General features: G+C 62.6%; 20 protein-coding genes. 10 read left to right on the top strand and 10 right to left on the bottom strand.

Translation table 11 applies throughout. The features are described 5' to 3' along the window. Position 1: 1 nt before the first annotated feature. A complete protein-coding gene (locus NKJ08_RS08045; RefSeq protein WP_352781618.1) occupies positions 2–1,042 on the top strand; it encodes a heme-dependent oxidative N-demethylase family protein in 1,041 nt (346 codons plus the stop codon). A 169-nt stretch (positions 1,043–1,211) separates the two neighbouring features. Here the strand turns inward: NKJ08_RS08045 and NKJ08_RS08050 are convergent, their stop codons facing one another. Further along, entirely contained in the window at positions 1,212–1,931 is a 720-nt protein-coding gene (locus NKJ08_RS08050) for a helix-turn-helix domain-containing protein (protein WP_352527758.1), read from the bottom strand. 258 nt (positions 1,932–2,189) lie between these two features. Between NKJ08_RS08050 and NKJ08_RS08055 the strand changes: the two genes are divergently transcribed. Beyond that, a complete protein-coding gene (locus NKJ08_RS08055; protein ID WP_352527756.1) occupies positions 2,190–3,548 on the top strand; it encodes a trimethylamine monooxygenase in 1,359 nt (452 codons plus the stop codon). A 31-nt stretch (positions 3,549–3,579) separates the two neighbouring features. Here NKJ08_RS08055 and NKJ08_RS08060 read toward each other — a convergent pair whose 3' ends face one another. Beyond that, the gene (locus tag NKJ08_RS08060; protein ID WP_502906319.1) at positions 3,580–4,869 is read right to left on the bottom strand and encodes an aminotransferase-like domain-containing protein; all 1,290 of its coding nucleotides are present in this window, start codon (positions 4,867–4,869) and stop codon (positions 3,580–3,582) included. Between the two features lie 152 nt (positions 4,870–5,021). Between NKJ08_RS08060 and NKJ08_RS08065 the strand changes: the two genes are divergently transcribed. The 5 genes from NKJ08_RS08065 to NKJ08_RS08085 are packed head-to-tail and all read left to right on the top strand — an operon-like array spanning position 5,022 to position 9,849. After that, a complete protein-coding gene (locus NKJ08_RS08065) occupies positions 5,022–6,002 on the top strand; it encodes a substrate-binding domain-containing protein (protein WP_352527753.1) in 981 nt (326 codons plus the stop codon). A 29-nt stretch (positions 6,003–6,031) separates the two neighbouring features. After that, complete coding sequence (locus tag NKJ08_RS08070) at positions 6,032–6,901, top strand: ABC transporter substrate-binding protein (protein WP_352527751.1); 870 nt, start codon at positions 6,032–6,034, stop codon at positions 6,899–6,901. A gap of 40 nt (positions 6,902–6,941) precedes the next feature. Continuing rightward, complete coding sequence (locus NKJ08_RS08075; RefSeq protein ID WP_352527749.1) at positions 6,942–7,862, top strand: amino acid ABC transporter permease; 921 nt, start codon at positions 6,942–6,944, stop codon at positions 7,860–7,862. After that, positions 7,849–8,622, top strand: coding sequence for an amino acid ABC transporter ATP-binding protein (locus NKJ08_RS08080; RefSeq protein ID WP_352527747.1), 774 nt, complete (start codon positions 7,849–7,851; stop codon positions 8,620–8,622). The genes NKJ08_RS08075 and NKJ08_RS08080 overlap by 14 nt, the downstream gene beginning before the upstream one ends. A 45-nt stretch (positions 8,623–8,667) precedes the next feature. Then, entirely contained in the window at positions 8,668–9,849 is a 1,182-nt protein-coding gene (locus tag NKJ08_RS08085) for a M20 aminoacylase family protein (RefSeq protein WP_352527746.1), read from the top strand. 123 nt (positions 9,850–9,972) lie between these two features. Here NKJ08_RS08085 and NKJ08_RS08090 read toward each other — a convergent pair whose 3' ends face one another. From NKJ08_RS08090 to NKJ08_RS08105, 4 genes are all read right to left on the bottom strand, one after another. Continuing rightward, on the bottom strand, positions 9,973–11,622 hold the full coding sequence (locus tag NKJ08_RS08090; protein ID WP_352527745.1) for a hypothetical protein: 1,650 nt from the start codon (positions 11,620–11,622) through the stop codon (positions 9,973–9,975). Between the two features lie 160 nt (positions 11,623–11,782). Further along, the gene (locus tag NKJ08_RS08095; RefSeq protein WP_352527743.1) at positions 11,783–13,765 is read right to left on the bottom strand and encodes an ABC transporter permease; all 1,983 of its coding nucleotides are present in this window, start codon (positions 13,763–13,765) and stop codon (positions 11,783–11,785) included. Continuing rightward, positions 13,762–14,841 carry a quaternary amine ABC transporter ATP-binding protein gene (locus NKJ08_RS08100; protein ID WP_352527741.1) on the bottom strand — a complete coding sequence of 360 codons (1,080 nt, stop codon included), beginning with the start codon at positions 14,839–14,841 and terminating at the stop codon, positions 13,762–13,764. Before NKJ08_RS08100 ends, NKJ08_RS08095 begins: the two co-directional genes overlap by 4 nt. A 73-nt stretch (positions 14,842–14,914) precedes the next feature. Next, a complete protein-coding gene (locus NKJ08_RS08105) occupies positions 14,915–15,889 on the bottom strand; it encodes an ABC transporter substrate-binding protein (protein ID WP_352527739.1) in 975 nt (324 codons plus the stop codon). On the opposite strand from NKJ08_RS08105, the gene NKJ08_RS08110 reads away from it, so the two are divergent. The 3 genes from NKJ08_RS08110 to NKJ08_RS08120 all read left to right on the top strand — a co-directional run bounded on the left by NKJ08_RS08110 (position 15,888) and on the right by NKJ08_RS08120 (position 18,082). Beyond that, a complete protein-coding gene (locus NKJ08_RS08110) occupies positions 15,888–16,157 on the top strand; it encodes a hypothetical protein (RefSeq protein ID WP_352527737.1) in 270 nt (89 codons plus the stop codon). The two genes, NKJ08_RS08105 and NKJ08_RS08110, sit on opposite strands and share 2 nt — an antisense overlap. 200 nt (positions 16,158–16,357) lie before the next feature. Then, the gene (locus NKJ08_RS08115; protein ID WP_352527735.1) at positions 16,358–16,972 is read left to right on the top strand and encodes a cysteine peptidase family C39 domain-containing protein; all 615 of its coding nucleotides are present in this window, start codon (positions 16,358–16,360) and stop codon (positions 16,970–16,972) included. Positions 16,973–17,005: 33 nt separating this feature from the next. After that, entirely contained in the window at positions 17,006–18,082 is a 1,077-nt protein-coding gene (locus tag NKJ08_RS08120) for a D-alanine--D-alanine ligase family protein (protein WP_352781620.1), read from the top strand. A 56-nt stretch (positions 18,083–18,138) separates the two neighbouring features. Here NKJ08_RS08120 and NKJ08_RS08125 read toward each other — a convergent pair whose 3' ends face one another. The 4 genes from NKJ08_RS08125 to NKJ08_RS08140 form a co-directional block, all read right to left on the bottom strand. Next, the gene (locus NKJ08_RS08125) at positions 18,139–18,924 is read right to left on the bottom strand and encodes an SDR family oxidoreductase (RefSeq protein WP_352527731.1); all 786 of its coding nucleotides are present in this window, start codon (positions 18,922–18,924) and stop codon (positions 18,139–18,141) included. Positions 18,925–18,932: 8 nt separating this feature from the next. Continuing rightward, entirely contained in the window at positions 18,933–19,697 is a 765-nt protein-coding gene (locus NKJ08_RS08130; RefSeq protein ID WP_352527729.1) for an SDR family oxidoreductase, read from the bottom strand. 125 nt (positions 19,698–19,822) lie between these two features. Further along, entirely contained in the window at positions 19,823–21,331 is a 1,509-nt protein-coding gene (locus NKJ08_RS08135; RefSeq protein WP_352527727.1) for a sugar ABC transporter ATP-binding protein, read from the bottom strand. A 33-nt stretch (positions 21,332–21,364) separates the two neighbouring features. Beyond that, positions 21,365–22,303, bottom strand: coding sequence for a sugar ABC transporter substrate-binding protein (locus NKJ08_RS08140; protein ID WP_352527725.1), 939 nt, complete (start codon positions 22,301–22,303; stop codon positions 21,365–21,367). Positions 22,304–22,439: the final 136 nt, after the last annotated feature.

Consider the following 22,439-nt stretch of genomic DNA (forward strand, 5'->3'; position numbering starts at 1 on the left):
CTTGGGCATTACCTTTCGCAAGGAAACGTTCCGCGACGACTTCACCTTTGGGAATAGTCCGGAGTACATCAGGCGGTTCCCGTTTCCGTTCCACGAAGACAGCTACATGTATGCGGTCAACATCGAGCCGCATGTCGTCGGGCCGAAGGGCAGCGTGCTGGAGAACCTGATCGACGTCGACGAGCACTACGTCGCCGAAATGCAGGACCGCGCGCTGGTGCTTACCGAAGACCCGCTGCGATGTCAGTCGCTGCCGCACATGACGCTGGCCGGCTGGGATCTGCTCGAGCTTTTGATGGAACAGCAGGCGCTGGGCTATCCCGAGCATTTCACGCTGACGCGCGACAGCGACCGCTGGCGCTGGATCAACCGGCCGCTCGGCATCGACGACAGTTTCACCTTCGGCGACGTCTCGACGCTGCCTTATGGGCCGATGGAGTACATCACGCGCCAGAGCCAAGGCGATTTCTGCATCCTCGACCAGCGCGACGGCAATCTGTGGATGGATGCCGGCATGGTCACCACCCAGGCCGACTGGTCGCTCGATTTCGACATCGGCATGAACTTCTTCGAATGGCACGCGCCGGTGCCGCTGGCGCATGAGAAGGGCATATTCGTCCGGGCGCTAAAATTCCTCACCAACATCCAGCAGGGCAAACCCGCACGCCGGCTGAACTGGACGATGACGATCAATCCGCGCCTCGACACCAGCCCGGAAAATTACCACAAATGGGGCCCGGACCGGACCACGGTGACGCCCGAAAACGTCGGCGACAAGGTCCATCTGCGCGTCGAGCTGCAGAGCTTCTGGCGGCTGCCGCGCTCGAATGCGATCGTCTTCCCGATCCGCTGCTATCTGATCAAGATGGACGAGCTGGTGACGCAGCCGAAATGGGCACGGCGCCTGCACCGCGTCATCCGCGACCTTCCCGACGAACTCGCCAACTACAAGGGTCTGACGCGCTATCGCCCGACGCTGGTCGAGTGGTTATCGAAGCTGGATGATGGCAGCCCGACGAGCCCGGGCTTTGGGTCTGATTGAAGCGAGTCCCTCTCATCCGGCCCTTCGGGCCACCTTCTCCCCGCTGGGGAGAAGAGGCTGGCGCCGGCGTTTGCGACCTCCTCTCCCCTCGGGAGAGGTCGGATTGCCCCGAATTGCCCTTTGCAATTCGGTTGGCAATCCGGGTGAGGGGTCTGCTTGCGTCCCGCTCTCAGCCCGCGCTGCTCTGCGGATAGCAGATGATCGAGAGATAGCGCATCGGCAGTTGCGTCAGCACTTCCGGGCCATGCGGCGCGTCGGCGTCGAAGAATAGGCTGTCGCCGGGCTTCATCGGGTAGAGATTGCTGCCGTGCCGGTAAACCACCTCGCCTTCGAGCATATAGAGGAACTCCATGCCCTCGTGCTGGAAGGTCGGAAACACGTCGGAATCCTCGGTCAGCGTGATCAGATAGGGTTCGACGACGACACCGCTGGTGTTCGAGCCGATATGGCCGAGCAAATTGTACTGGTGGCCGGCGCGTGTGCCGCGGCGCTCGACATCGAGCCCTTCGCCGGCCTTGACGAAGACGGCGCTGCGCTCCTCCTCGAAGCGGCGGAAGAAGGCGGTGACGGGAACGCCGAGCGCCCGCGACAGCGCCTGCAAGGTGGTCAGTGACGGCGAGGTGATGCCGTTCTCGATCTTCGACAGCATGCCAAGCGAAATGTCGGTGGCGACCGCCAGATCGGCGACGGTGATGCCGAGCTTTTTGCGGAATGCCCGCACCTCGCGACCGATCGCGACTTCCAGCACTTTTTCGCGGATGTCGCGAACGGCGTGCGGGTCCTGGGTCAGCGGCGTCCGGATCGTTCGTCTGTCGGCTGCCACGCCTTTCGGCGACGGCTTCGCCTTGGCGGGGACTGCCCCATTCTTAAGATCGGCCTTCTTCGCCATGTCGCCACCCCGGACTCTGCGGATTTATTTCACTCACGGTGAACATATTCGGTGCCGATACAGAAGTGCAACTGCGACGGCAAGCCACTCCTGTCGAATTGCACGCTGTCCGGATTTCGTCGGAGGCCGGCGTCGCGTGGAAATCCAGCGTGATGAAACGAGGTTTCACCATAAGGCCTGTTGACAGCATCGAAGGGGCAATTACTGTCCTGTCAGTGAAATTTGTTTCGTTAGGGAAATGAGATCGGGAGGCCCGGAATGAAAAGTCGTGTTGCCGTCATCGGAGCCGGACCGTCCGGCATGGCCCAGCTCCGGGCCTTCAAGTCGGCTGCCGACAAGGGCGCCGACATTCCCGAAATCGTCTGCTTCGAAAAGCAGTCCGACTGGGGCGGCCTGTGGAACTACACCTGGCGCACCGGCCTCGACGAGCACGGCGATCCGGTGCATGGCTCGATGTACCGTTACCTCTGGTCGAACGGCCCGAAGGAGTGCCTGGAATTTGCCGACTACACGTTCGAGGAGCATTTCGGCCGGCCGATCGGCTCCTATCCGCCGCGTGCCGTGCTGTGGGACTACATCAAGGGCCGCGTCGAAAAATCCGGCGTGCGCCAATGGGTGCGCTTCAACAGCCCGGTGCGCATGGTCACCTTTTCCGAAACGACGAAGAAGTTCACCGTGACCGCGCATGACCGCACTAACGACGTCACTTATTCTGAAGAGTTCGACAACGTCGTCGTCGCCTCGGGGCATTTTTCCGTGCCCAACGTCCCCTATTTCGAGGGCTTCTCGACCTTCAACGGCCGTATCCTGCACAGCCACGATTTCCGCGACGCCATGGAATTCAAGGGCAAGGACATCTTGATCATCGGCCGCTCCTATTCGGCCGAGGACATCGGCTCGCAATGCTACAAATACGGCGCCAGATCGATCACCTCCAGCTACCGCTCGAAGCCGATGGGTTTCAAATGGCCGGACAATTGGAAGGAAGTGCCGCTGCTGCAGAAGGTCGTTGGCAAGACCGCGCATTTCAAGGACGGCAGCACGAGGGATGTCGACGCCATCATCCTGTGCACCGGCTATCTCCACTCCTTCCCGTTCCTCACCGAGGATCTGAAGCTCAAGACCGCCAATCGCATGTGGCCGGACGGGCTCTACGAAGGTGTCGTCTGGGAGAAGAACCCGAAGCTTTTCTATATCGGCATGCAGGACCAGTTCTACACCTTCAACATGTTCGACGCGCAGGCCTGGTTCGCGCGCGACGTCATCATGGGCCGCATCAAGCTACCTTCGGCCGAAGCGATGGCGGAGCACGGCAAAAAGTGGCGGGCGCGCGAGGAGACGCTGGAAGACGCCGAGCAGATGATCTGGTTCCAGGGCGACTACACCAAGGAGCTGATGGAGCAGACCGACTATCCAGGCTTCGACGTGGAGGCTGTCAATCAGACCTTCATGGAGTGGGAGCACCACAAGGCGCAAGACATTATGGGCTTCCGCGACCATGCCTATCGCTCGCTAATGACCGGCACGATGGCGCCGTTGCACCACACGCCCTGGCTGCAGGCGATGGACGATTCAATGGAGAGCTATCTCGAGGTGAAGGGCGTCGCGGCGGAGTAGGCTTTGGTTCCGAACGAGCAGTTGGCCTGCCTCAGCTGACCTCCCGTGCCGGGTCGGCTGCCAGCGCCAGGGAATCCGCGACGTGCTCAAGGTGCTCCTCGCTCAGGATGCTCGTCGCGACGCGGACGGCGCTCGTGTTTCCGGTCGAAAACTTCGCCCCGGCATGGACCGCGATGCCGTGTGCGGCCAGCGTCACCATCGCGTAAGGTTCCGAAGCAACCGGAATGAGGACGCTGAGACCGTGTCCGGCGTCGATCCCGACATTGCGTTTCGCCAGTTCGCCGGCCAGCCGCTCCCGGCGGCGGCGGTACACTTCCTTTGCCTGCTCCACCAGCGCGGCCGTGGCCGGGTCTTGCAGCAGCCAGGCAGTGGCCGCCTGCAGGATGCGGCTGGTCCATCCCGAGCTGAAGCTGCGATAGGACTGGATCTGTTCGACGATCGTCGCCGATCCGGACAGTACGGCGAGCCGCAGGTCCGGGCCATGGGTCTTGGAATAGGACAGGATATGGATGACGCGATCGGGAAAACGCCGGCCAAGCGAAATGCGCGGCGCCTCGGCAATATCGCCAACGCCGTCATCTTCGACAATCAGCACGTCGGTGCCGGCCAGCAGGTCGCCGATGGCCTCGAGCCGCGCCGATGACATGCAGGCGCCGGTCACCGAATGGACGCGCGGCTGGAACAGGAATGCGACAGGCCGCTGCCGCAGAGCGTTTGCGAGTGCCTCTGGCAAGGGGCCGTCACTGTCGCATTCCACCGGGATGATCGGCACATCGAGATCTTCGAGGATGTCGAGCAGGCGAAGCGCCGTGGGGTTCTCAATGGCCACCGGCGCCCCCGGCGGGACCAGCGCATGCAGCAGTGTGTAAATGGCGTTGTACCCGCCATTGGTGGCCAGGAACGCGCCGGGATCGTACGGCCATGACGGGCGCACCGCGGCTTCCAGCTCGGGTAGGATGCGCACCCGCTCGTAGCTGTTGAGCTTTTCGGCGCGCGCGCCATGCGCCAGTGCGATGTCGAGCGGCGGCAAGAGCCTCACATCGGGTTCCGCGATCGCCAGGTTCAGAACGTCCACGCCGTAATTACCGCCGCTCATGTGCCGCTCGGGCCGGGCGGCAAAGCGGTTGCCCATGATCCAGGTGCCGTTGCGTCCGCGGCCGCCGATGATCTTGTAGCGCCGAAGCTCGCTCCACGCCTGCGAGACCGTCGCCGGACTGACACCGAGCACATAGGCCAGATCGCGAACCGGCGGAAGCTTCGCGCCGACAGGCAGCGCGCCGCTTCTGATCAGCGCGCTGGTTTCGCGCGCGATGCCGCGCATCGTGCGGTCGCCGAGGCGTTCAGCAAACCATTCCGCATCGAAATTCATTGGCATCGGCAATCGTTGGGGGTGAATGTTCAGTAACATAATAACATTTGATCGGCCAAAAATAAACATTTACCAATCGCCGGTCAAACATAGCTTTGAAGATCATGCCAACGCCCGTCTCCATCACGATAGCCACCCGCGACTGGGATTATCTCACTCCCTTGATCCTGGGCGATGTCACCTCCAGCCGCCTGTCGGTGAATGTTGACCGCGTCGCCACGCTGATCCCGGATCTCGGCAGCGATCCGAACTACGATGCGGCGGAGGTCTCATTCAGCCGTTATGTGTCGGCCATGGCGTCGGGCGTCGATACGGTGGTTGGACTACCGTGTTTCATCATGCGCGGATTCCGCCACCGCTGCATCATCACCGTCCAATCAAGCCCGCTGGAACGGCTCTCCGACCTTGCCGGCAAACGCATCGGCGTGACCGGCTGGCGCGATTCCGGCAACACATGGACGCGAGCGGCACTTCGCCGGGAAGGTGTCGGCGTCGAGGACGCCTACTGGTTCGCCGGCAGGCTGACGTCAGAGCACCCGATCACCGACCGGCTCGATGGTTTCGGCAGGCCGGGCCGGATCGAAGCTGCGCCGGGCGACCGCCCGATGATGGAGCTGCTGGCGGAAGGCGCGCTGGACGCCGTTTTCACACCCTTCATGCCGGCCGGCTTTTTCGGCCCGGCTTCCGGCTTCCGGCAAGTGCTGCGCGATTTTCGCGCGGCTGAACGCGCCTATTTCGCCGACGTCGGTTATGTGCCCGGCATGCATCTGGTCGCCGTCAAGTCCGCCGTGGCCAGGGAACACCCCTGGCTGCCGCAGGAACTCGCCAGGCTGATCGATGAAAGCCAGCGCGTCTGGACCGGCAAGCGCCGCAAATATGCCGACACCTCGCCCTGGATCCTCGAGGAGCTGCTCCATGCGGGACGCGACCTGCCTGCTTCATGGAACGCCAGCGGCCTGCCCGCCAATCGACGCATGATCGAGGATTTCGTCACGGAGCTACATACCCAAGGCATTCTGGCGGAACGGATTTCCGCCGAAGCCTTGTTTCCTTTTGAGGCCAGGTCGCGGGCCACCGCAGCCTGACAACGCGCAACCAAGGACAGGAGAATGCCATGAGGACAATCAGCTTCATATTCGCCTCGCTCGTCACCATGCTGGCGCAGGCCAGCTTTGCCCAGGACGCCCAGAAACAATCGGTGAACGAGGACTTGCGAGGCCGGCTACCGGAAGAGATCAGGACCGCAGGAAAGATCACCGCTGTCAACAACGGCTCGTTCCCGCCCTATGAGATCGTCACCGGCACCGAACTATCGGGAGCGACCAAGGATATTTCGGACGCCATCGGCCAGCTGCTCGGCGTTGAGGTCGATCACGCCTCGGTTGCTGGCCTGCCAGCTTTGCTGAGCGGCATCAATGCCGGCCGTTATCAGTTCGCGATGGGACCTGTCGGCGACTATCCCGACCGCCAGAAATCCAACGACTTCATCGATTGGGTGCGCGAATACGTCGTCTTCGCCGTCGAGAAGGGCAATCCGCAAGGCATCACGTCGCTCGACACCGCTTGCGGCAAGCGCATCGCCGTCATGTCGGGCGGGTCGGCTGAAAAGGTCATCAAGCAGCAAGCGCAGAAATGCACCGAGGGCGGCAAGCCGGCTGTCGAGGTGCAGTCCTTCACCGATCAGCCGAGTTCGATTCTGGCCGTCCGGTCGAAGCGCTCCGACGCATTCTTCTCCTCGCAAGCGCCGCTGACCTATTTCGTCGAGCAGGCGAAGGGCCAGCTGGAACTCTCCGGTGTCGGCCAAGCCAACGGCTTCAAGGACATCTATCAAGGCGCCGTCGTCAAGAAGGGCTCGCCGCTGGGCGGCGTGCTGCTCGACGCGTTCAAGATCCTGATGAAGAACGGCACCTATGCCGCGGTCATGAAGAAGTGGGGTTTGGAGAAAAACATGATCGAGATGCCCGGCATCAATCAGGGCCAGTAGAGGCCAGCGCCAATAGAGGAAAGCCCAAGTTGAGGATGCTATGACCGACGCGACCGCTGCTTACGCGGCCGGGGTGCCGCAACGTCCCGACGACGCGCTCCGCGACGTCAAACGAGCCCACCGGCCGTTTCCGCTTGTCCGGCTGGCGCTCTGGGCATTCACCGTCGCGGTAGCGGCCGGCTTCGCCTATATCGTTGCGGTCAATCCGAATTTCGGTTGGCCGGTGGTCGCCCAGTATTTCTTCGATCCCACGGTCATGCAGGGGCTTTCGGTGACGCTCGGCCTGACGGTCGTGGCGATGATCCTCGGCATCGTGCTCGGCCTGCTGCTCGCCATCGCGCGCATGTCGAAGGACAGGCTGGCATCCTTTCTCTCCGGACTGTTCATCTGGTTCTTCCGGGGAACACCGCTGCTGGTGCAGCTCATCTTGTGGTACAACCTTTCGACGCTCTTTCCGCGCATTTCCGTCGGTTTCGCGAGTTGGAACACCAACGACCTGATCACGCCTTTGACGGCCGCTATCCTTGGTCTGGCGCTGAACGAGGCCGCCTATATGGCTGAGATCATCCGCGGCGGACTGCTCTCGGTGGACAAGGGACAGGCCGAAACGGCTGAAGCCTTCGGCATGACTCGCGCCAGGGCTTTACGGCGCATCATCATCCCACAGGCGATGCGGTCGATCGTGCCGCCGACCGGCAATCAGCTGATCAGCATGATCAAGGCGACGTCGCTCGTCAGCGTCATCGCCATGGCCGACCTGCTCTATTCGGTGCAATCGATCTACAACCGCACCTTCGAAATCATTCCGCTGCTGATGGTTGCGGTGCTGTGGTACCTGCTGATCACCTCGGTTCTCAACGTCGCGCAGGGCGCGATCGAGCGCCACTACAGCCGCGGCGACCGCGGCGCCCGCGAGAAGACAGCGACCGCCACCCTGGAGGCCGCCAATGAGCGCGCATGACACGCCCCTGGTTCGGGCTCGCAACGTTCACAAGGCGTTCGGCCCGCTCGAGGTGCTGAAGGGCATCGATCTGGACGTCGCGCCTGGCGAGGTGGTGGTAATTCTCGGGCCGTCCGGCTCCGGCAAATCAACGTTCCTGCGATGCATCAATCATCTGGAGGCGATCGACCGGGGGTCGATCGAGGTGGACGGCGAGCAGATCGGCTACCGGCTGCACAACGGCCACCTCGACAAGCTCTCCGACCGGGCGATCGCCGCGCAGCGGCGCAAGATCGGCATGGTGTTCCAGCAGTTCAACCTCTATCCGCACATGACGACCCTGCAGAACGTCATCGAGGCTCCGGTCGGCGTCCACCGGCAGAGCCGCAAGGAGGCGGTCGGCTACGGCCGCGAACTGCTGACCCGTGTCGGTCTCGCCGACAAGATCGATGCCTATCCGCGCCAGCTTTCAGGCGGCCAGCAACAGCGCGTCGCCATTGCCCGTGCGCTCGCCATCCGCCCGAAATTGATGCTCTTCGACGAGCCGACATCGGCGCTCGATCCAGAGCTGGTCGGCGAGGTGCTCGCCACCATGCGCGATCTCGCCAAGCAGGGCTTGACCATGATCGTGGTCACGCATGAGATCGGCTTTGCCCGCGAGGCGGCGGATCGGGTGGTGTTCATGGACGACGGCAATGTGATCGAGGCCGGGCCTCCGGACGAGGTTCTCGCCAAACCCAAGCACCCGCGCACGCGGGCTTTCTTGAGCCGTTTCATCTAAAGCAAAGCCGGCGCGATTACCTGCTCGGCCGGCAAAGGACCTCCCATGCCAAAGACCTCCAACCAGTTCGCCAACATTTCCGATTTCAACGACAAGGCCGCCGAGCTTGCGGCGGCTCGTCAGCACCTGCACGCATATCCCGAACTTTCCTTCCAGGAGCACGAAACGGCTGCTTTCGTGGCTGAACGGCTCGAAAGCTGGGGCTACGAGGTGACGCGCAATGTCGGCGGGCTCGGGGTCGTCGGCCGCTTGCGCCAAGGTGCCGGCCGCAGCATCGCCATCCGCGCCGACATGGATGCCTTGCCGATCACCGAAGCGACCAATCTCCCCTACGCCAGCCAAGCCAGCGGCAAGATGCACGCCTGCGGCCATGACGGCCACACCACGATGCTGTTGGGCGCCGCCGAATACCTGGCGCGCACACGGCATTTCAACGGTACGGTGAACCTCATCTTCCAGCCGGCCGAGGAAGCCGGCAAGGGAAGCGGGGCGCAGGCGATGATCGCCGACGGCCTGTTCGAGCGCTTTCCCTGCGATGCGATATTCGGGCTGCACAACCATCCGGGCGCGCCGGCAGGTTCGTTCCTGATGCGCGCCGGGCCGCTGATGGCGGCGAGCGATACGGTCACCATCAAGATCACCGGGCGGGGCGGCCACGCCTCGCGTCCGCACCTGACGGTCGACCCGATCGTCGCTGCCGCCAACATCATCATGACCCTGCAGACGGTGGTGTCGCGCAACGTCAACCCGATCGAGACGGCGGTCGTTACCGTCGGCACCATTCACGGCGGCACGGCCTCCAATGTCATCCCGGAACATGCCGAGATCACGCTGAGCGTCCGGTCGTTCTCGGCCGAGATTCGCGACAGGCTCGAGCAGCGCATTTGCAGCATCGTGGCACTTGTGGCGCAAGCGCATGGCGCAACCGCCGAGATCGACTACGAGCGCGGCTACCCGGTGGTGATCAATTCCGAGGGCGAGACGTCCTTCGCGACAGACGTCGCTGTCGAACTCGTTGGTCAGGACAAGGTATCCGTCTGCCCGTTGATCCCCGGCAGTGAGGACTTTTCCTATTTCCTCGAGCACAAACCCGGTTGCTTCCTCCGCCTCGGCAACGGCGAGGATTCAGCCATCCTGCACAGCTCGAAATACGATTTCAACGACGGCAATTTGACCGTCGGCGCAGCGCTCTGGGCTCGATTGACCGAGAGATTCTTGGCCGCTTGATCCATCCCTGCGGCTTGGATTGTCGAACGGCCGGCCGAGCAGAATTGGCCGACCGGCCGTGCGACGATCCTCAACGAACTCTCACCGCATTCCGCCTCTTCGAATAGGATAAGAGTTTCGCTCTCAGACGAACAAAAAGTCACTCGTTGTCAGCGTGTTCGTAAAGTTTGCGAGAGTAACTTGATCGACTCCTGCGGTAATGATGGTGCTGGTTCCACTTTGCGCAATGGTGAGATCATCGAACGATTGCACGCCCTCCACGCCACTAAACACGATAGTGTCGCCTTGGGTCTGGCTGAAATCGTAGATGGTGTTTTGGGTTCCGACCGTCATGGAACCATCGTCCTTGAATATGAATTGGTCTCTGCCGCCCTGAGCGAACTCGCTCAGTTGCCCGTCACCCCACATGTCATTGATGACTGTGCAACCGGGTGCCGCGCTCCCAGCGTACAGGGTATCGTTTCCGCCCTTGGCCGAACCGGACATTTGTAAAGCGTCGCCGCACAGGAAGTTACGGAGCTGGCCGCTTTCGCTGTTCTGGCCCCCGGTAAGAATGTCGTTGCCGCCCTGGGCGGAACCGGACATAGCGCGCGCGTCGCCGTATAACTCGTTTAGAACATCAGGAAAGGCGCTTTTGTCCCCGCCGGTCAGGGTGTCATTGCCGCCCACAGCGCTGCCGAGCGTCGTGACAGCGTCGCCATACCCCAAATTATGGGTGCCTTGCAGCACGGCCACGTCATCGCCCCCAAGCGCATGGTCGGACATACTGCCGCCCGCGTCGCCGTAGAAAGTTATCTCCGAGCCACCCGCGCTCGTGACGTTGTCGTTGCCGCCCGCGGCAAAACCGGAAAGATCGCCGCCCGCATCGCCATAAAGAGTTTTGCTCCCGATCTCCCCACCCGTGTCTGTGTAATGGTCGTCGCCGCCCTGAGCATGGTCAGACATGTTGCCGCCGGCGTCGCCGAAGAAAGTGTTGGTGGAAAAGAAGCTACCCGTGAAGGTATCGTTGCCACCCTTGCTGTAGTCCGACATATCGCCGCCGGCATCGCCGTAGAAAGTGTTGAAGGAGTCGGTCCTGGTCGTGAAACTGTCGTCGCCGCCCTGCGCATTGCCTGACAAGTTGCTGCCGGCGTCACCGAAGAAAATGTTGTTGGCCTCTTTGGAGCCCTGGAAGGTGTCGTTGCCCCCCTTGCTGTGATCCGACATTTCGCCGCCCGCATCACCGTAGAAGGTGTGGTCAGCTCCTTGTACAGTGCTGGTCACGAAAGTGTCGTCACCGCCCTGGGCATAGCCGAACATGTTGCCGCCGGCGTCACCGTAGAAAGTGTTGTCTACCCGTCTACCCACTTCACTGCTGAAGGTATCGTTGCCGCCCTTGCTGTGGTCAGACATGTCGCCGCCGGCGTCGCCGTAAAAAGTGTTGAAGGAGTCGCCCTCGGCCCTAAAACTGTCGTCGCCGCCCTGGGCGTGACCGAACATGTTGCCGCCGGCGTCACCGTAGAAAATGTAGGTGCCTAGCGAGGCGCCCGTGAAAGTGTCGTTGCCGCCCTTGCTGTGGTCCGACATATCGTCGCCAGCATCACCGTAGGCAGTAGTGGTTGTGGAGATTGGCAGCGCCGTGAAGGTGTCGTTGCCGCCCTTAGAAAAATCGAACATGCTGCCGCCAGCGTCGCCGATTAAGATAGCTGTAGCCAGGTCGCTAGTGAGGATGTCATCGGTACCCCATTGACGATCCACCAGATCGCCGGAAGTAAAAGGAACGCGTTTAGACATTGTACCCTCCTGCTGAGCCTACCCCACCCATCACAGCCCTATGCTGTTAGGCAAGAGCGAGCAATAATCACAAAGGGCTATGTCTCTGGGCATAAGGGGGTCGGTAGCTCATCACCGCCGCGCCCTTGGCGACAGCCAGCTGATTGAGTTTTGATTTTGGCTAGCCCAGCCTCGCTCTTGCCTTCGCCGTCCAGGCGTTGAACAGCCGGTCGGCGACGATGCCGATGAAGGCAATGGCCAGGCCGGCGACGATGCCGCGGCCGGAATCGGCCTTGGACAGCGCGATGAACACCTCCTGGCCGAGATCGCGGGTGCCGACCATGGCGCAGATGATGATCATCGCCAGCGCCATCAGGATGGTCTGGTTGACGCCCAGCATGATCTCCGGCAACGCCAGCGGCAGTTGCACGCGAAAGAACGTCTGGCGCTTGGTGCAGCCGGACACTTTCGCCGCCTCGATCAGCGCCGGCGGCACCTGCCTGATGCCGTGATTGGTGTAGCGGATGGCCGGGACCACGGCAAAGGCGACGGTGGCGATCATCGCGGTGACGTCGCCGACCCGAAACAGCATCACCACAGGGATGATGAAGCAGAACGACGGCAGCACCTGCAGCGTGTCGATGACCGGCGTGACGATCTTTTCGAAGCGGTCGCTGCGCGATGCCATCAGCCCGATCGGGATGCCGATCAGGCAAGCGATGAAGGCCGAGATGCCGCAGAGATAGACCGTCGCCATGGTCTTTTCCCACAGGCCGGTGACGGCGCAGAACCCGGTCAATGCCGCGACCAGGGCGGCCAGGCGCAGGCCGCCGAGCTGGTATCCGGCAAGGCCGAGCAGGAACACCGCGCCCAGCCACGGAAAGCCCTCGCAGAAGGCGCGCACCGGGTTCAGTACATTGAGGATAAGCGCCACGCGGAAGGCTTCGATCGTGTCGAAGAAGTTGATGGTGATCCAGTTCACCGCCGCCTTCCACACAGGCGCGGTGGTGAAGGTGATCACCTTCGGCACTGCCGCGAAGGCCGGCACGAACAGGCCAAGCAGCGTCGTGGCCGCAACGATGACGATGGCCAGTGTCAGATTGGGATAGCGACGCCAGAAGCTCGGGCTCACGTCCTGATAGACATGGCCTTTGGCGTGATTGTGGGCGATCGCCTGGCTCAGCCGGTCGAGCGCAATGGCCAGCGCGACGATGGCGAGGCCGGCCTCCATCGCCTCGCCGACCTTGAGCGCGCGTAGCGCCAGCAGCACGTCGTAGCCGAGGCCGCCGGCACCGATCATCGACGCGATGATCACCATGTTGAGCGCCAGCATGATCACCTGGTTGACGCCGACCATCAGCGTCGGCCGCGCCGACGGCAACAGCACGCGCCACAGTTTCTGCCGCGCCGTGCAGCCGGCCATCTCGCTGAAATCGTCGATCTCCGACGGCACCCGCGACAATCCCAGCATCGTCGCCCGCACCATTGGCGGCGTCGCGAAAATTGCCGTCGCGATCATCGCCGAAACCGGGCTGTTGCCGAACAGGAGCAGCATCGGGATGAGATAGGCGAAGGTTGGGATCGTCTGCATCAAATCGAGGGCAGGGGAGATCAATAACCTCTCGGCCCAAGGCTTGCGCCATGCCCAGATGCCGGCGAACAGGCCGGTGACGATGCAGAACGGCACGGCGATCGAGATCAAGCCCAGCGTCAGCATGGCGCTGGTCCACTGCCCGAACAGCGCGATGTAGACAAAGCAGCCGCCGACCAGCGCACCCAGCTTCCAGCCGCCGGCGGCGCGCCCGGCAAGGTAGGCGGCAGCGCAGACGCCGATCCAGGATAAGCGCGGCAAGACGATCATATCCGCGCCATGGCCGATCTTGAAATTCTTGGCCAGAAGATTGAGCGCGAAATCGAGCGGCACGCCAAGCACCGCAGTGATCGAGCGCGTCAGCCAAGAGAAGTTCGATTTCACCCAGGTCATCAGCGCACTGACCCAGTCGGCGACGGGAACGACCGCATCGGCCGGGTAATTGACCGCCCACGGCAGGCTTTCCTGCAGCAGGAACACGACAAGCACGGCGGCAAGCGCGCAGCCCCAGATCGCCAGCCAGGTCTGAACCTGCCGGGGCCTCGCTGCGCTGGCGCTTGCCGTGACCGTCATGCGCCGGCTCCCGGGCGCTCTATGCCGGCAAGAAGATCGATCACCGCTTGCGGCGTGACCTCGCCGATCGGCTTGCCGGTGCCGTTGACCACCGCGAATGGCTTGCCGGCCGAAACGATGCTTGCCGAGAAACTGGCGATCTTGGCATCCGGCGCGACCGTGCCGCCATGCTCAGCGCCGTCGCAGGCGCGCATCAGGCTTTTGGCCGAGATCACCTTGGCGCGGTCGACGTCGCGGGTGAATTCGGCGACATAGTCGGTCGCCGGGTTAACCACCAGCTCTTCCGGCGTGCCGATCTGGATGACCTCGCCGTCCTTCATGATGGCGATACGATCGGCCAGCCGGATGGCCTCGTCGAAATCATGGGTGATGAAAACGATGGTCTTGTGCAGCATGGTCTGCAGCCGCATCAGCTCGTCCTGCATCTCGCGGCGGATCAGCGGATCGAGCGCCGAGAACGGCTCGTCGAGGAACCAGATTTCCGGCTTGGTGGCGAGGCTGCGGGCGATGCCGACACGCTGCTGCTGGCCGCCGGAAAGCTCGCGCGGATAGAAATGCTCGCGGCCGCGCAGGCCGACCAGTTCGATGACTTCGCGGGCCCGCTTCTCGCGCGTCGGCCGGTCCTGCCCCTGGATGCCCAAGGGAAAGGCAATGTTCTCCAGCACGTTCAGATGCGGCAGCAAGGCAAAATTCTGGAACACCATGCCCATGCGATGGCGTCGCAGCTCGATCAGCGCGGCATCCGAAATCTTGAGCAGATCCTTGCCCTCGAATTCGACCTTGCCATGGGTCGGCTCGATCAGCCGCGACATGCAGCGCACCAGCGTCGACTTGCCTGACCCCGAAAGTCCCATGATGATGAAGATCTCGCCTTGGCGGATTTCGAGATCGACGGCGCGCACCGCACCAACCAGCCCGGCCGCAGCGATGTCCGCCATGCTGGCTTTGCCGTCGCGCTGGCGAATGAAATTGGCCGCGTCCGCGCCGAACAGCTTCCAGACGTTGCGGCAGGCAAGCTTTATCGGGCGGGCATCCTTGCCCGCTGCTTTCGCCGCCTGTTCAATCGTATCGCTCATGCAATCGTCCTCTGGAATAAGGGATCGAGACCCGGCCATGAATGGCCGGGTCGTCGCATTTCCAGTCAGACGGTCACTCAGCCCAGGCTTTCCAGTCGGCTTCGTGGGCGGCGATCCAGGCGGCGGCGACGTCTTCCGGCGTCTTGCCTTCGAGATCGATCTCGCCGCTCATCTTGTTGAGCTCGTCGGTATCGACGGTGTAGTTCTTCGCGACCTTGTAGGCGACCGGCCATTTGTCCTTCATGCCGGCCCAGGAATATTTCCAGATCTCGCCATGCGGTTTGCCGCAGTCATATTTCGCATCGGGGTTCACACCCCATTTCGGGTCGTTGTAGCATTCTGTCGTATAATCGGGGAATTCGACCCATTCGCCCTTGTATTTGGCCGGCGCCCAATGCGGCGAATAGATCCACAGCATGATCGGCGCCTTGCGCTGATAGGCCGATTCCAGCTCGGCGAACATCGCCGCATCGGTGCCGGCATGGATGACGGTGAAGGGCAGTTTCAGCGCCTCGACGCGTTCGTCGTCAAAACCTTCCCATGTCACGGGGCCGCCGAGATAGCGCCCCTTCGGCGCGGTTTCGGCGGTGGAGAAGGCCTCGGCACATTTCGGGTCTTTCAGCGCTTCCCAGTTAGGCAGGCCGGGGCATTTCTCCTTCATATACTCGGGAAACCACCATTCTTCCTTGGCCTTGGGCCCGAGCTTGCCGAGGCGTTCGGTCTGCCCGGTTGCATCCGAGGCCTTCATAGCCTCGCCGGCCGTCGTGTCCCAAAACTCCATGCCCACATCGATGTCGCCATTGGTGAGACCGGTGGTCAGGCTGGAGAGATAGTCGGCGGTCGGATATTCGACGGTGTAGCCGAGCTTTTCGAGAATGCCGCCGAGGATCTTGGCGTTCAGATTGACGCTGGTCCAGTCGAACAGCGCGATCTTGATCGGGTCGTTGGATTCCGGCGCCGCCGCCTGGGCCGGAGGGGTCAGCGCGCTTGCCGCGGTAAGTATCAAGGCTCCCATTGAGAAATTCGAAATCATGTTCCGAAGTGACATGCTTGTTCTCCTGTCAAGCTCTAGTGAAGTTATCGTTCGTTCCCTTCTTGCGTCTTTTTTGATTGTGTTGGAAAAGCTGGTCGTTGCGCAAGACCGTCGGCGCCACAATGCTGCCGAAGCGGATGCCGGCGCAAAACGGGGTGGTGCCAAAATTGGTGAAGATGTGGCGCGGGACCGGCCGCGTCATGATTGCCGAAGGATTGCTGCCAAAGCAGTGATCCACGGATCGATCGCCGGTCTTGAGATGCAAACCATCAGAGTCCCATGATCTCAGCTGTCGGCTCGGCAACTCGCCAGAGCCACTTTCATGGGATGAAATTATATATACCAACGTTCATGTCGCGCAACGAATAACGCCGGTGCCAATTTCACGGCCCGTCGTTTTTACATGGACCATAAATCGGTTCGAAAAAAGCCAAGGTTGCCGGTCATCCCGTACACGGGCCACGAGGACAGGACATCGATACAATGCAGCAGACCAAAGCGCCTTACTTCAGCCAATGGGAAACACCGGAGATGACGCTGCCGGTGATTGCCGAGGGACCTTCGGCGCTGGTGCGCGATCCGCTGTGGCGGCATTCGGGCGCCGAGACGATCGAGGAATACGTACGCTGGGCAGCGCACGTGTGCGGCATGGCCTGCCTGAAGATGATCCTTGCTGCACGCGATGAAATCCATCCGACACTCGAACTTGCCCGCGCCTGCGCCGCCTATGGCGGCTATGTCGTCAACGAGATCGACGCCTCGATCAAGGGGTTGATCTATGCGCCTTTCGTCAAGTTCGTGGCTGAACGTTTCGGGCTAAGTGCGGAGACAATGACGAACGTCGATACGGCCGCCATTCCCGAACTTCTTTCGAAGCGGCAGTTTTTCATCGCTTCGGTGCATCACGCAATCCGCTGGCCGGAGCGCGAGCCGCCATCGAAGGGCGGTCATCTGGTGCTGGTGACGGCAGCCTCTCCAGAGACGGCCCGCTTCCACAATCCCTCCGGCCACGACCAGGCGAGCCAGGCCGACGTGACGCTGCCACTTGCCGTCTTCGATCGTTTCTTTGCCAACCGCGGTATTGCCGTCGGCTTCTGACCCTTTCAACACCAGATCGTCTCCGAGGCTTTCATGACCCCTTCCTTGAACAGACTGCGTATTGCCGTGCTCTTTGGCGGACGTTCCGCCGAGCATGACGTTTCGGTGCTTTCAGCAACCAATGTCATGCGTGCGCTGCTGCCCGCCAAATACGATGCCGTCCCAGTCTTCGTCACGCGGGAAGGGCAATGGCTGCTGAGCAGCTTCGAGGATGGTACGCTGGCGAAACCTACGGTCGGCACGGAAGTTTGCCTGGTTCCGGGTGGGCGCGGACGGATGATGGCGATCCCGGCCGATGGCGCGCCCTATGATCTGCCAAAGATCGACATCCTGTTTCCTGTCCTGCACGGCCCCCATGGTGAAGACGGCTCGGTACAGGGAGTGGTCGACGTCGCTCGGGTGCCGCTCGCCGGCTGCGGCATCCTGGGTTCAGCAACCGCACTGGACAAAGATATCGCCAAACGGCTCCTGAAAGCGGCGGGGCTGCCAATCGCGCGCTCAGTGACGATTCATGAAGGTGCGGCGCCCGCCCTCGCCACACTGGAAGGCGAGCTCGGCCTGCCGTTCTTCATCAAACCGGCGCGTCAGGGTTCGTCTGTCGGCATCAGAAAGGTCAATGCCAGCCAGGAATTCGACGGAGCGCTTGCTGAAGCCTTCCGGCACGATTGCAAGCTGTTGGCAGAGGAATTCGTTCGTGGGCGCGAGATCGAACATAGCGTGCTGGAGGACCCGGCGGGCAACCTGTTCGTCTCGCGGCCAGGCGAGATCGTGCCGGCGGAAAGCCACGGCTTCTACAGCTACGATGCCAAATATATCGACGAGAATGGCGCGGCGCTAAAAGTGCCGGCCGAGCTGCCGCCGGAGATTGAGGCAGGCATGCGGGACGTGGCCGCAAGGGCTTTCAGAGCCCTCGGCTGTGACGGGATGGCGCGCGTCGACTTTTTCCTGACACCGGACATGCAATTCTTGGTCAATGAAATCAACACCATCCCCGGCTTCACCGATATCAGCATGTATTCCAAGGCAATGGCGGCAAGCGGCGTCAGCTATTCCGAAATCATCGACCGGCTCGTGGAGCATGGATTGGCACGGGCCGGCCGACCAGCCTGAATGCAGCGAAGGGGCTTTCAGTTTCCAGCCGATGGCACGTTGGCCTGCGTCGTTTCTCACGACATAATCAGGCCGCCATCGACATTGATGGTCTGCCCCGTGATGTACGCGGCATCGTCGCTGGCAAGAAAACTGACCAGGCCAGAGACGTCCTCGCCGCTGCCGGCGCGGCCCATCGGGATGTTCTTCACCCATTCGGCCATCAGTTCGCCGGGCTTGTAATCGCCCATCAGCTTGCCCCACGCGGCGTCGTTGTAAGCCCACATGTCGGTGTCGATGATGCCGGGGCAGATCGCGTTGACGGTGATCTTCTCCTTCGCCACTTCCTTGGCGAGGCTCTGGGTGATGCCGACGACACCGAATTTCGAGGCCGCGTAATGCGGCGTGTAGATAAAGCCTTGCCGTGCCTGACCGGATGCCGTGTTGATCAGCCGGCCGCCATCGCCATGCTTGCGGATGCGCGCGATCGCCTCCTGGCAGCACAGGAACACGCCCTTGGTGTTGACCGCCATCACCTTGTCCCATTCGGCCTCGGTCATCGCCTCGATCCTGGCGATGGTGATGACACCGGCATTCTGCACGGAGATGTCGACGCGGCCGAACTCTTGCTCGGCTAGGTCATAGAGGGCAACGACTTCGTCTTTCCTGGTCACGTCCATGCGCAGCGATGCGACCTTGGCGCCCGCAGCCTTGAGATCGGCGGCGACCTCCTCGACCCGCGCGTCGATGGCGCTGACGACCACGGCAGCACCCTCGGCCGCGAAGCGCCTGGCCATTGCCGCGCCGATACCGCCGCTGGCACCGGTGATGACCGCCGTCTTCCCCTGGAATCGCTTCTGCATTTTCTCTCCTACCAGCAGACGAAGCCGCCATCGACGATCAGGTCGATGCCGGTGACGAAACTCGAGGCGCGGCTGGCCAGGAACACGGTCGGGCCGACCATTTCTTCCGGCGCCGCCATGCGGCCCATCGGCGTGTCGCGCTCAAAGACCCTGACCTGGTCGGCAACCTCCGGCCGCTTGTTCATCGGCGTCAGCGTGTAGCCGGGGCTGACCACATTGACGCGCAGGCCGCGATCGGCCCATTCCATGGCGAGGCTCTTCGACATGTGGATGACGGCGGCCTTCGACGAATTGTAATGCGCCTGGGTCAGGCCGCGGTTGACGATCGAGCCCGACATCGAGGCGATGTTGATGATCGAGCCTTTGCGTCGCGCCAGCATGGCGCGTGCCTCGGCCTGGCAGGACAGGAACACGCCGCTGACATTGACGTCATAGAGCTTCTGCCATTTCTCCAGCGACAGCGTCTCGGCCGGTTCGGCGGCGGCAACGCCGGCATTGTTGACGGCGACGGTCAGCGCGCCGAGTTCTGCCTCCGTGCGCTCGATCGCCGCCGCGAGATCGGCCTCTGAAGTCACCGTGCCGGTCAGCACCAGCGCCTTGCGGCCGAGTGCAGTGATCCGGTGCGCGGTCTCATCCAACCCGCCTTTGGAGGCATGGCCGAAACAGGCGATATCGGCGCCGGCCTCGGCCAGGCCGATGGCGATCGCTTGCCCGATGCCGCTGCCGGCGCCTGTCACCAGTGCGACGTCGCCTTGAAGATCGAATAGTTTCATCGTCGGTCCCTCTGCTCCAACCGCCGTCCTCCTGAAGGGAAGGGGCGCCAACTCTGTTGCTGGCGCCCCGCGCGGTCCGGTGCTTGGGAGGATACCACCTGCTGCGCTTTGTTTCGATCGCCGTCCTAGCTTGTGGCGAGTTCCATCACGGCGACATTGCTCGCTTCGTTGCGATCGAGAATGCCGCGTTGGCGGCCGCGGCTCAGCACCAGCACGCGATGCGACAGGCCGAGCACTTCCTCGAGGTCGGAGCTCACCACCACCACCGCCATGCCGGAGCGCGCGAGATCGGCGATCACGTCGTAGATCGCGGCGCGGGCGCCGACATCGATGCCGCGCGTCGGCTCGTCCAAGATGAACACCTTGGGCGGGCGCGACACCCATTTGGCGATGATCACCTTCTGCTGGTTGCCGCCAGACAGCTTGCTGACCGCCTGGTTCGGCCGGCCCTTGACGCCGAGCCGGCGAATACCGGCCTCGGCGAATTTCTGCACTGCCTTCGGAAACACCCAGCCATTCGGCGCGACATGGTCGAAATTGCCGATCGCCAGATTCTCGCCGATCGTCTGGTCGAGCACCACGCCTTGTGCCTTGCGGTCTTCCGGCACCAGAACGACGCCGGCCTTGATCGCCGCCGCCGGGCCGTTGAGATGCACTGGTTTGCCGGCGACGCGCACCGAGCCGGATGAGATCGGATCGGCACCGGCGATCGCCCGCACCAGCTCCGTGCGGCCGGCGCCGATCAGCCCGGCAATGCCGAGGATTTCGCCAGCCCGCACCGAAAAGTTGACATTTTGGAAGCTGCGTTCCGGCGAGGACAGGTTCTCGATCTCGAGCAGCGTGTCGTTGCCGGGCGCCGACAAAGTCGGGAACATCCGCTCGACGCTGCGGCCGACCATCTGCTCGACCACTGTGCGCACCGGAATGTCGGCGCGCTCATGCCGCGCGACGATGCGGCCGTCGCGCATCACCACCACGCGGTCGGCGATTTGGGCGATCTCGTCCAGCCGGTGGCTGATATAGATGAAGGACATGCCTTCGGCCTTGAGCTTGCGGATCTGCTGGAACAGGAGCTCCGTTTCTTCGCCACCAAGTGCGGCCGTCGGTTCGTCGAAGATCAGCAGCTCGGCATTGAGCGTCAGCGCCTTGGCGATCTCGACCTGCTGCTGGGCGGCGATCCTCAGTGTGCGCACCTTGCGCTCGGGCGAAACATCGAGGCCGAGGCGCTTCAGCTGGGCCGATGCCCGCGCATTCATAGCCGCGCGGTCGATGCGGCCGCCGCGCATCGGCAGGCGGCCGACATAGACGTTTTCGGCGACCGACAGATCGGGCAAGAGCTTCAGCTCCTGGTGGATCATGCCGATGCCGGCGTCGATCGCCGCGGCGGGATTGGCGGGGGAATAAGGGTTCCCCCGCCAGGTGATGGTGCCGGCATCGGGCTTGGTTGACCCGGCGATGATGTTCGAGACGGTCGACTTGCCGGCGCCGTTTTCGCCAAGCAGCGCCACGACCTCGCCCGGCCGCACCTCGAAGCTCGCATCGGCCAGGACCTGCACCGGTCCGTAGCTCTTGCAGAGGCCGCTGACGACTAGCCCCAGATTGGGGCTGTGCGTATGGCGAGGATCCGTGGACATCGTTGCGCTCGTCGACTGCCGGACTGGTCTAAATCAAGGATGCTTGGCGATGAACTGCTCGACATTGTCCTTGGTGGTCAACGTCGCATCCTGCAGCTGTTCGGCCGGAATGGTCTCGCCGGCCACCAGCTTGATCGCCGCATCGACGGCAAGCCGGCCCATGCCTTGCGTCTGCTGCGTCGCCGTTACGTCGAAGACACCGTCCTTCAGCGCCTTGAGCGCCGCCACGTCGCCGTCAAAGCCGGCAACCCAGACCTTATGGCCGGGATTGGCGACCTTGACCGCCTGCGCCGCACCGAGCGCCAGTGCGTCGGCCTGGCCGATGACGATCGATACGTCGGGATGCGACTGCAACAAATCCTGCGTCAGCTTGAAGCCTTCGTCCTGGTGCCAGCCTTCGCTCCACAGTTCGCCGACGACCTTGATGTCGGGATAGGCGGTCAGCGCTTCGCCGCAGCCCTTCGAGCGATCGACCTCGGGCGTCGTACCCTTCTGGCCGTGGATGATGATCAGCTCGCCCTTGCCGCCGGCCTGCTTGGCGATGTAGTCGCAAACCGCCTTGGCAGACGCCACACTGTTGGTGGCGATGAAGGTGTCGCCGGGCGCGCCGTCGGCGTTGCGGTCGACATTGATGACCGGGATGCCGGCAGCCTTGGCCGTCTTGGTCGGCACGGTGGCGGCAGTGGCGCCGGCCGGGATGTAGATCAGCGCGTCGATGTTCTGCGTGATCAGATCCTGCACCTGGCTGACCTGCGTCGCCGAATCGCCCTTGGCGTCGACGGTGACGACCTCGATGCCCTTTTCCTTGCCGTAGGCTTCGACGGACTGCTTGATCTGGTTGAAGAAGTCGGCCTGCAAATTGGCGACGGCGAGGCCGAGCTTCTTGGCTTCCTTGGCCGAGGCCATGTCGGACAGGCCGAGCAGCGGGATGACGGCTGCGGCGGCAAGCAGCAATGAACGTTTGGTCAGCATGTTATTCCTCCGTTGATGTTCAATCTGTCCTGCCCGCGCATCGCGGCGCCCGAACAACTCCCAGTTTCGGATCACCGATCCGTTTTCGCCCGGATGTCCCAGGCGAATTTCATTGCGCCCCAGTTTTCATCGCGCC

The sequence above is a fragment of the Mesorhizobium sp. M0244 genome (genome assembly GCF_040321795.1).
GTDB lineage: Bacteria > Pseudomonadota > Alphaproteobacteria > Rhizobiales > Rhizobiaceae > Mesorhizobium.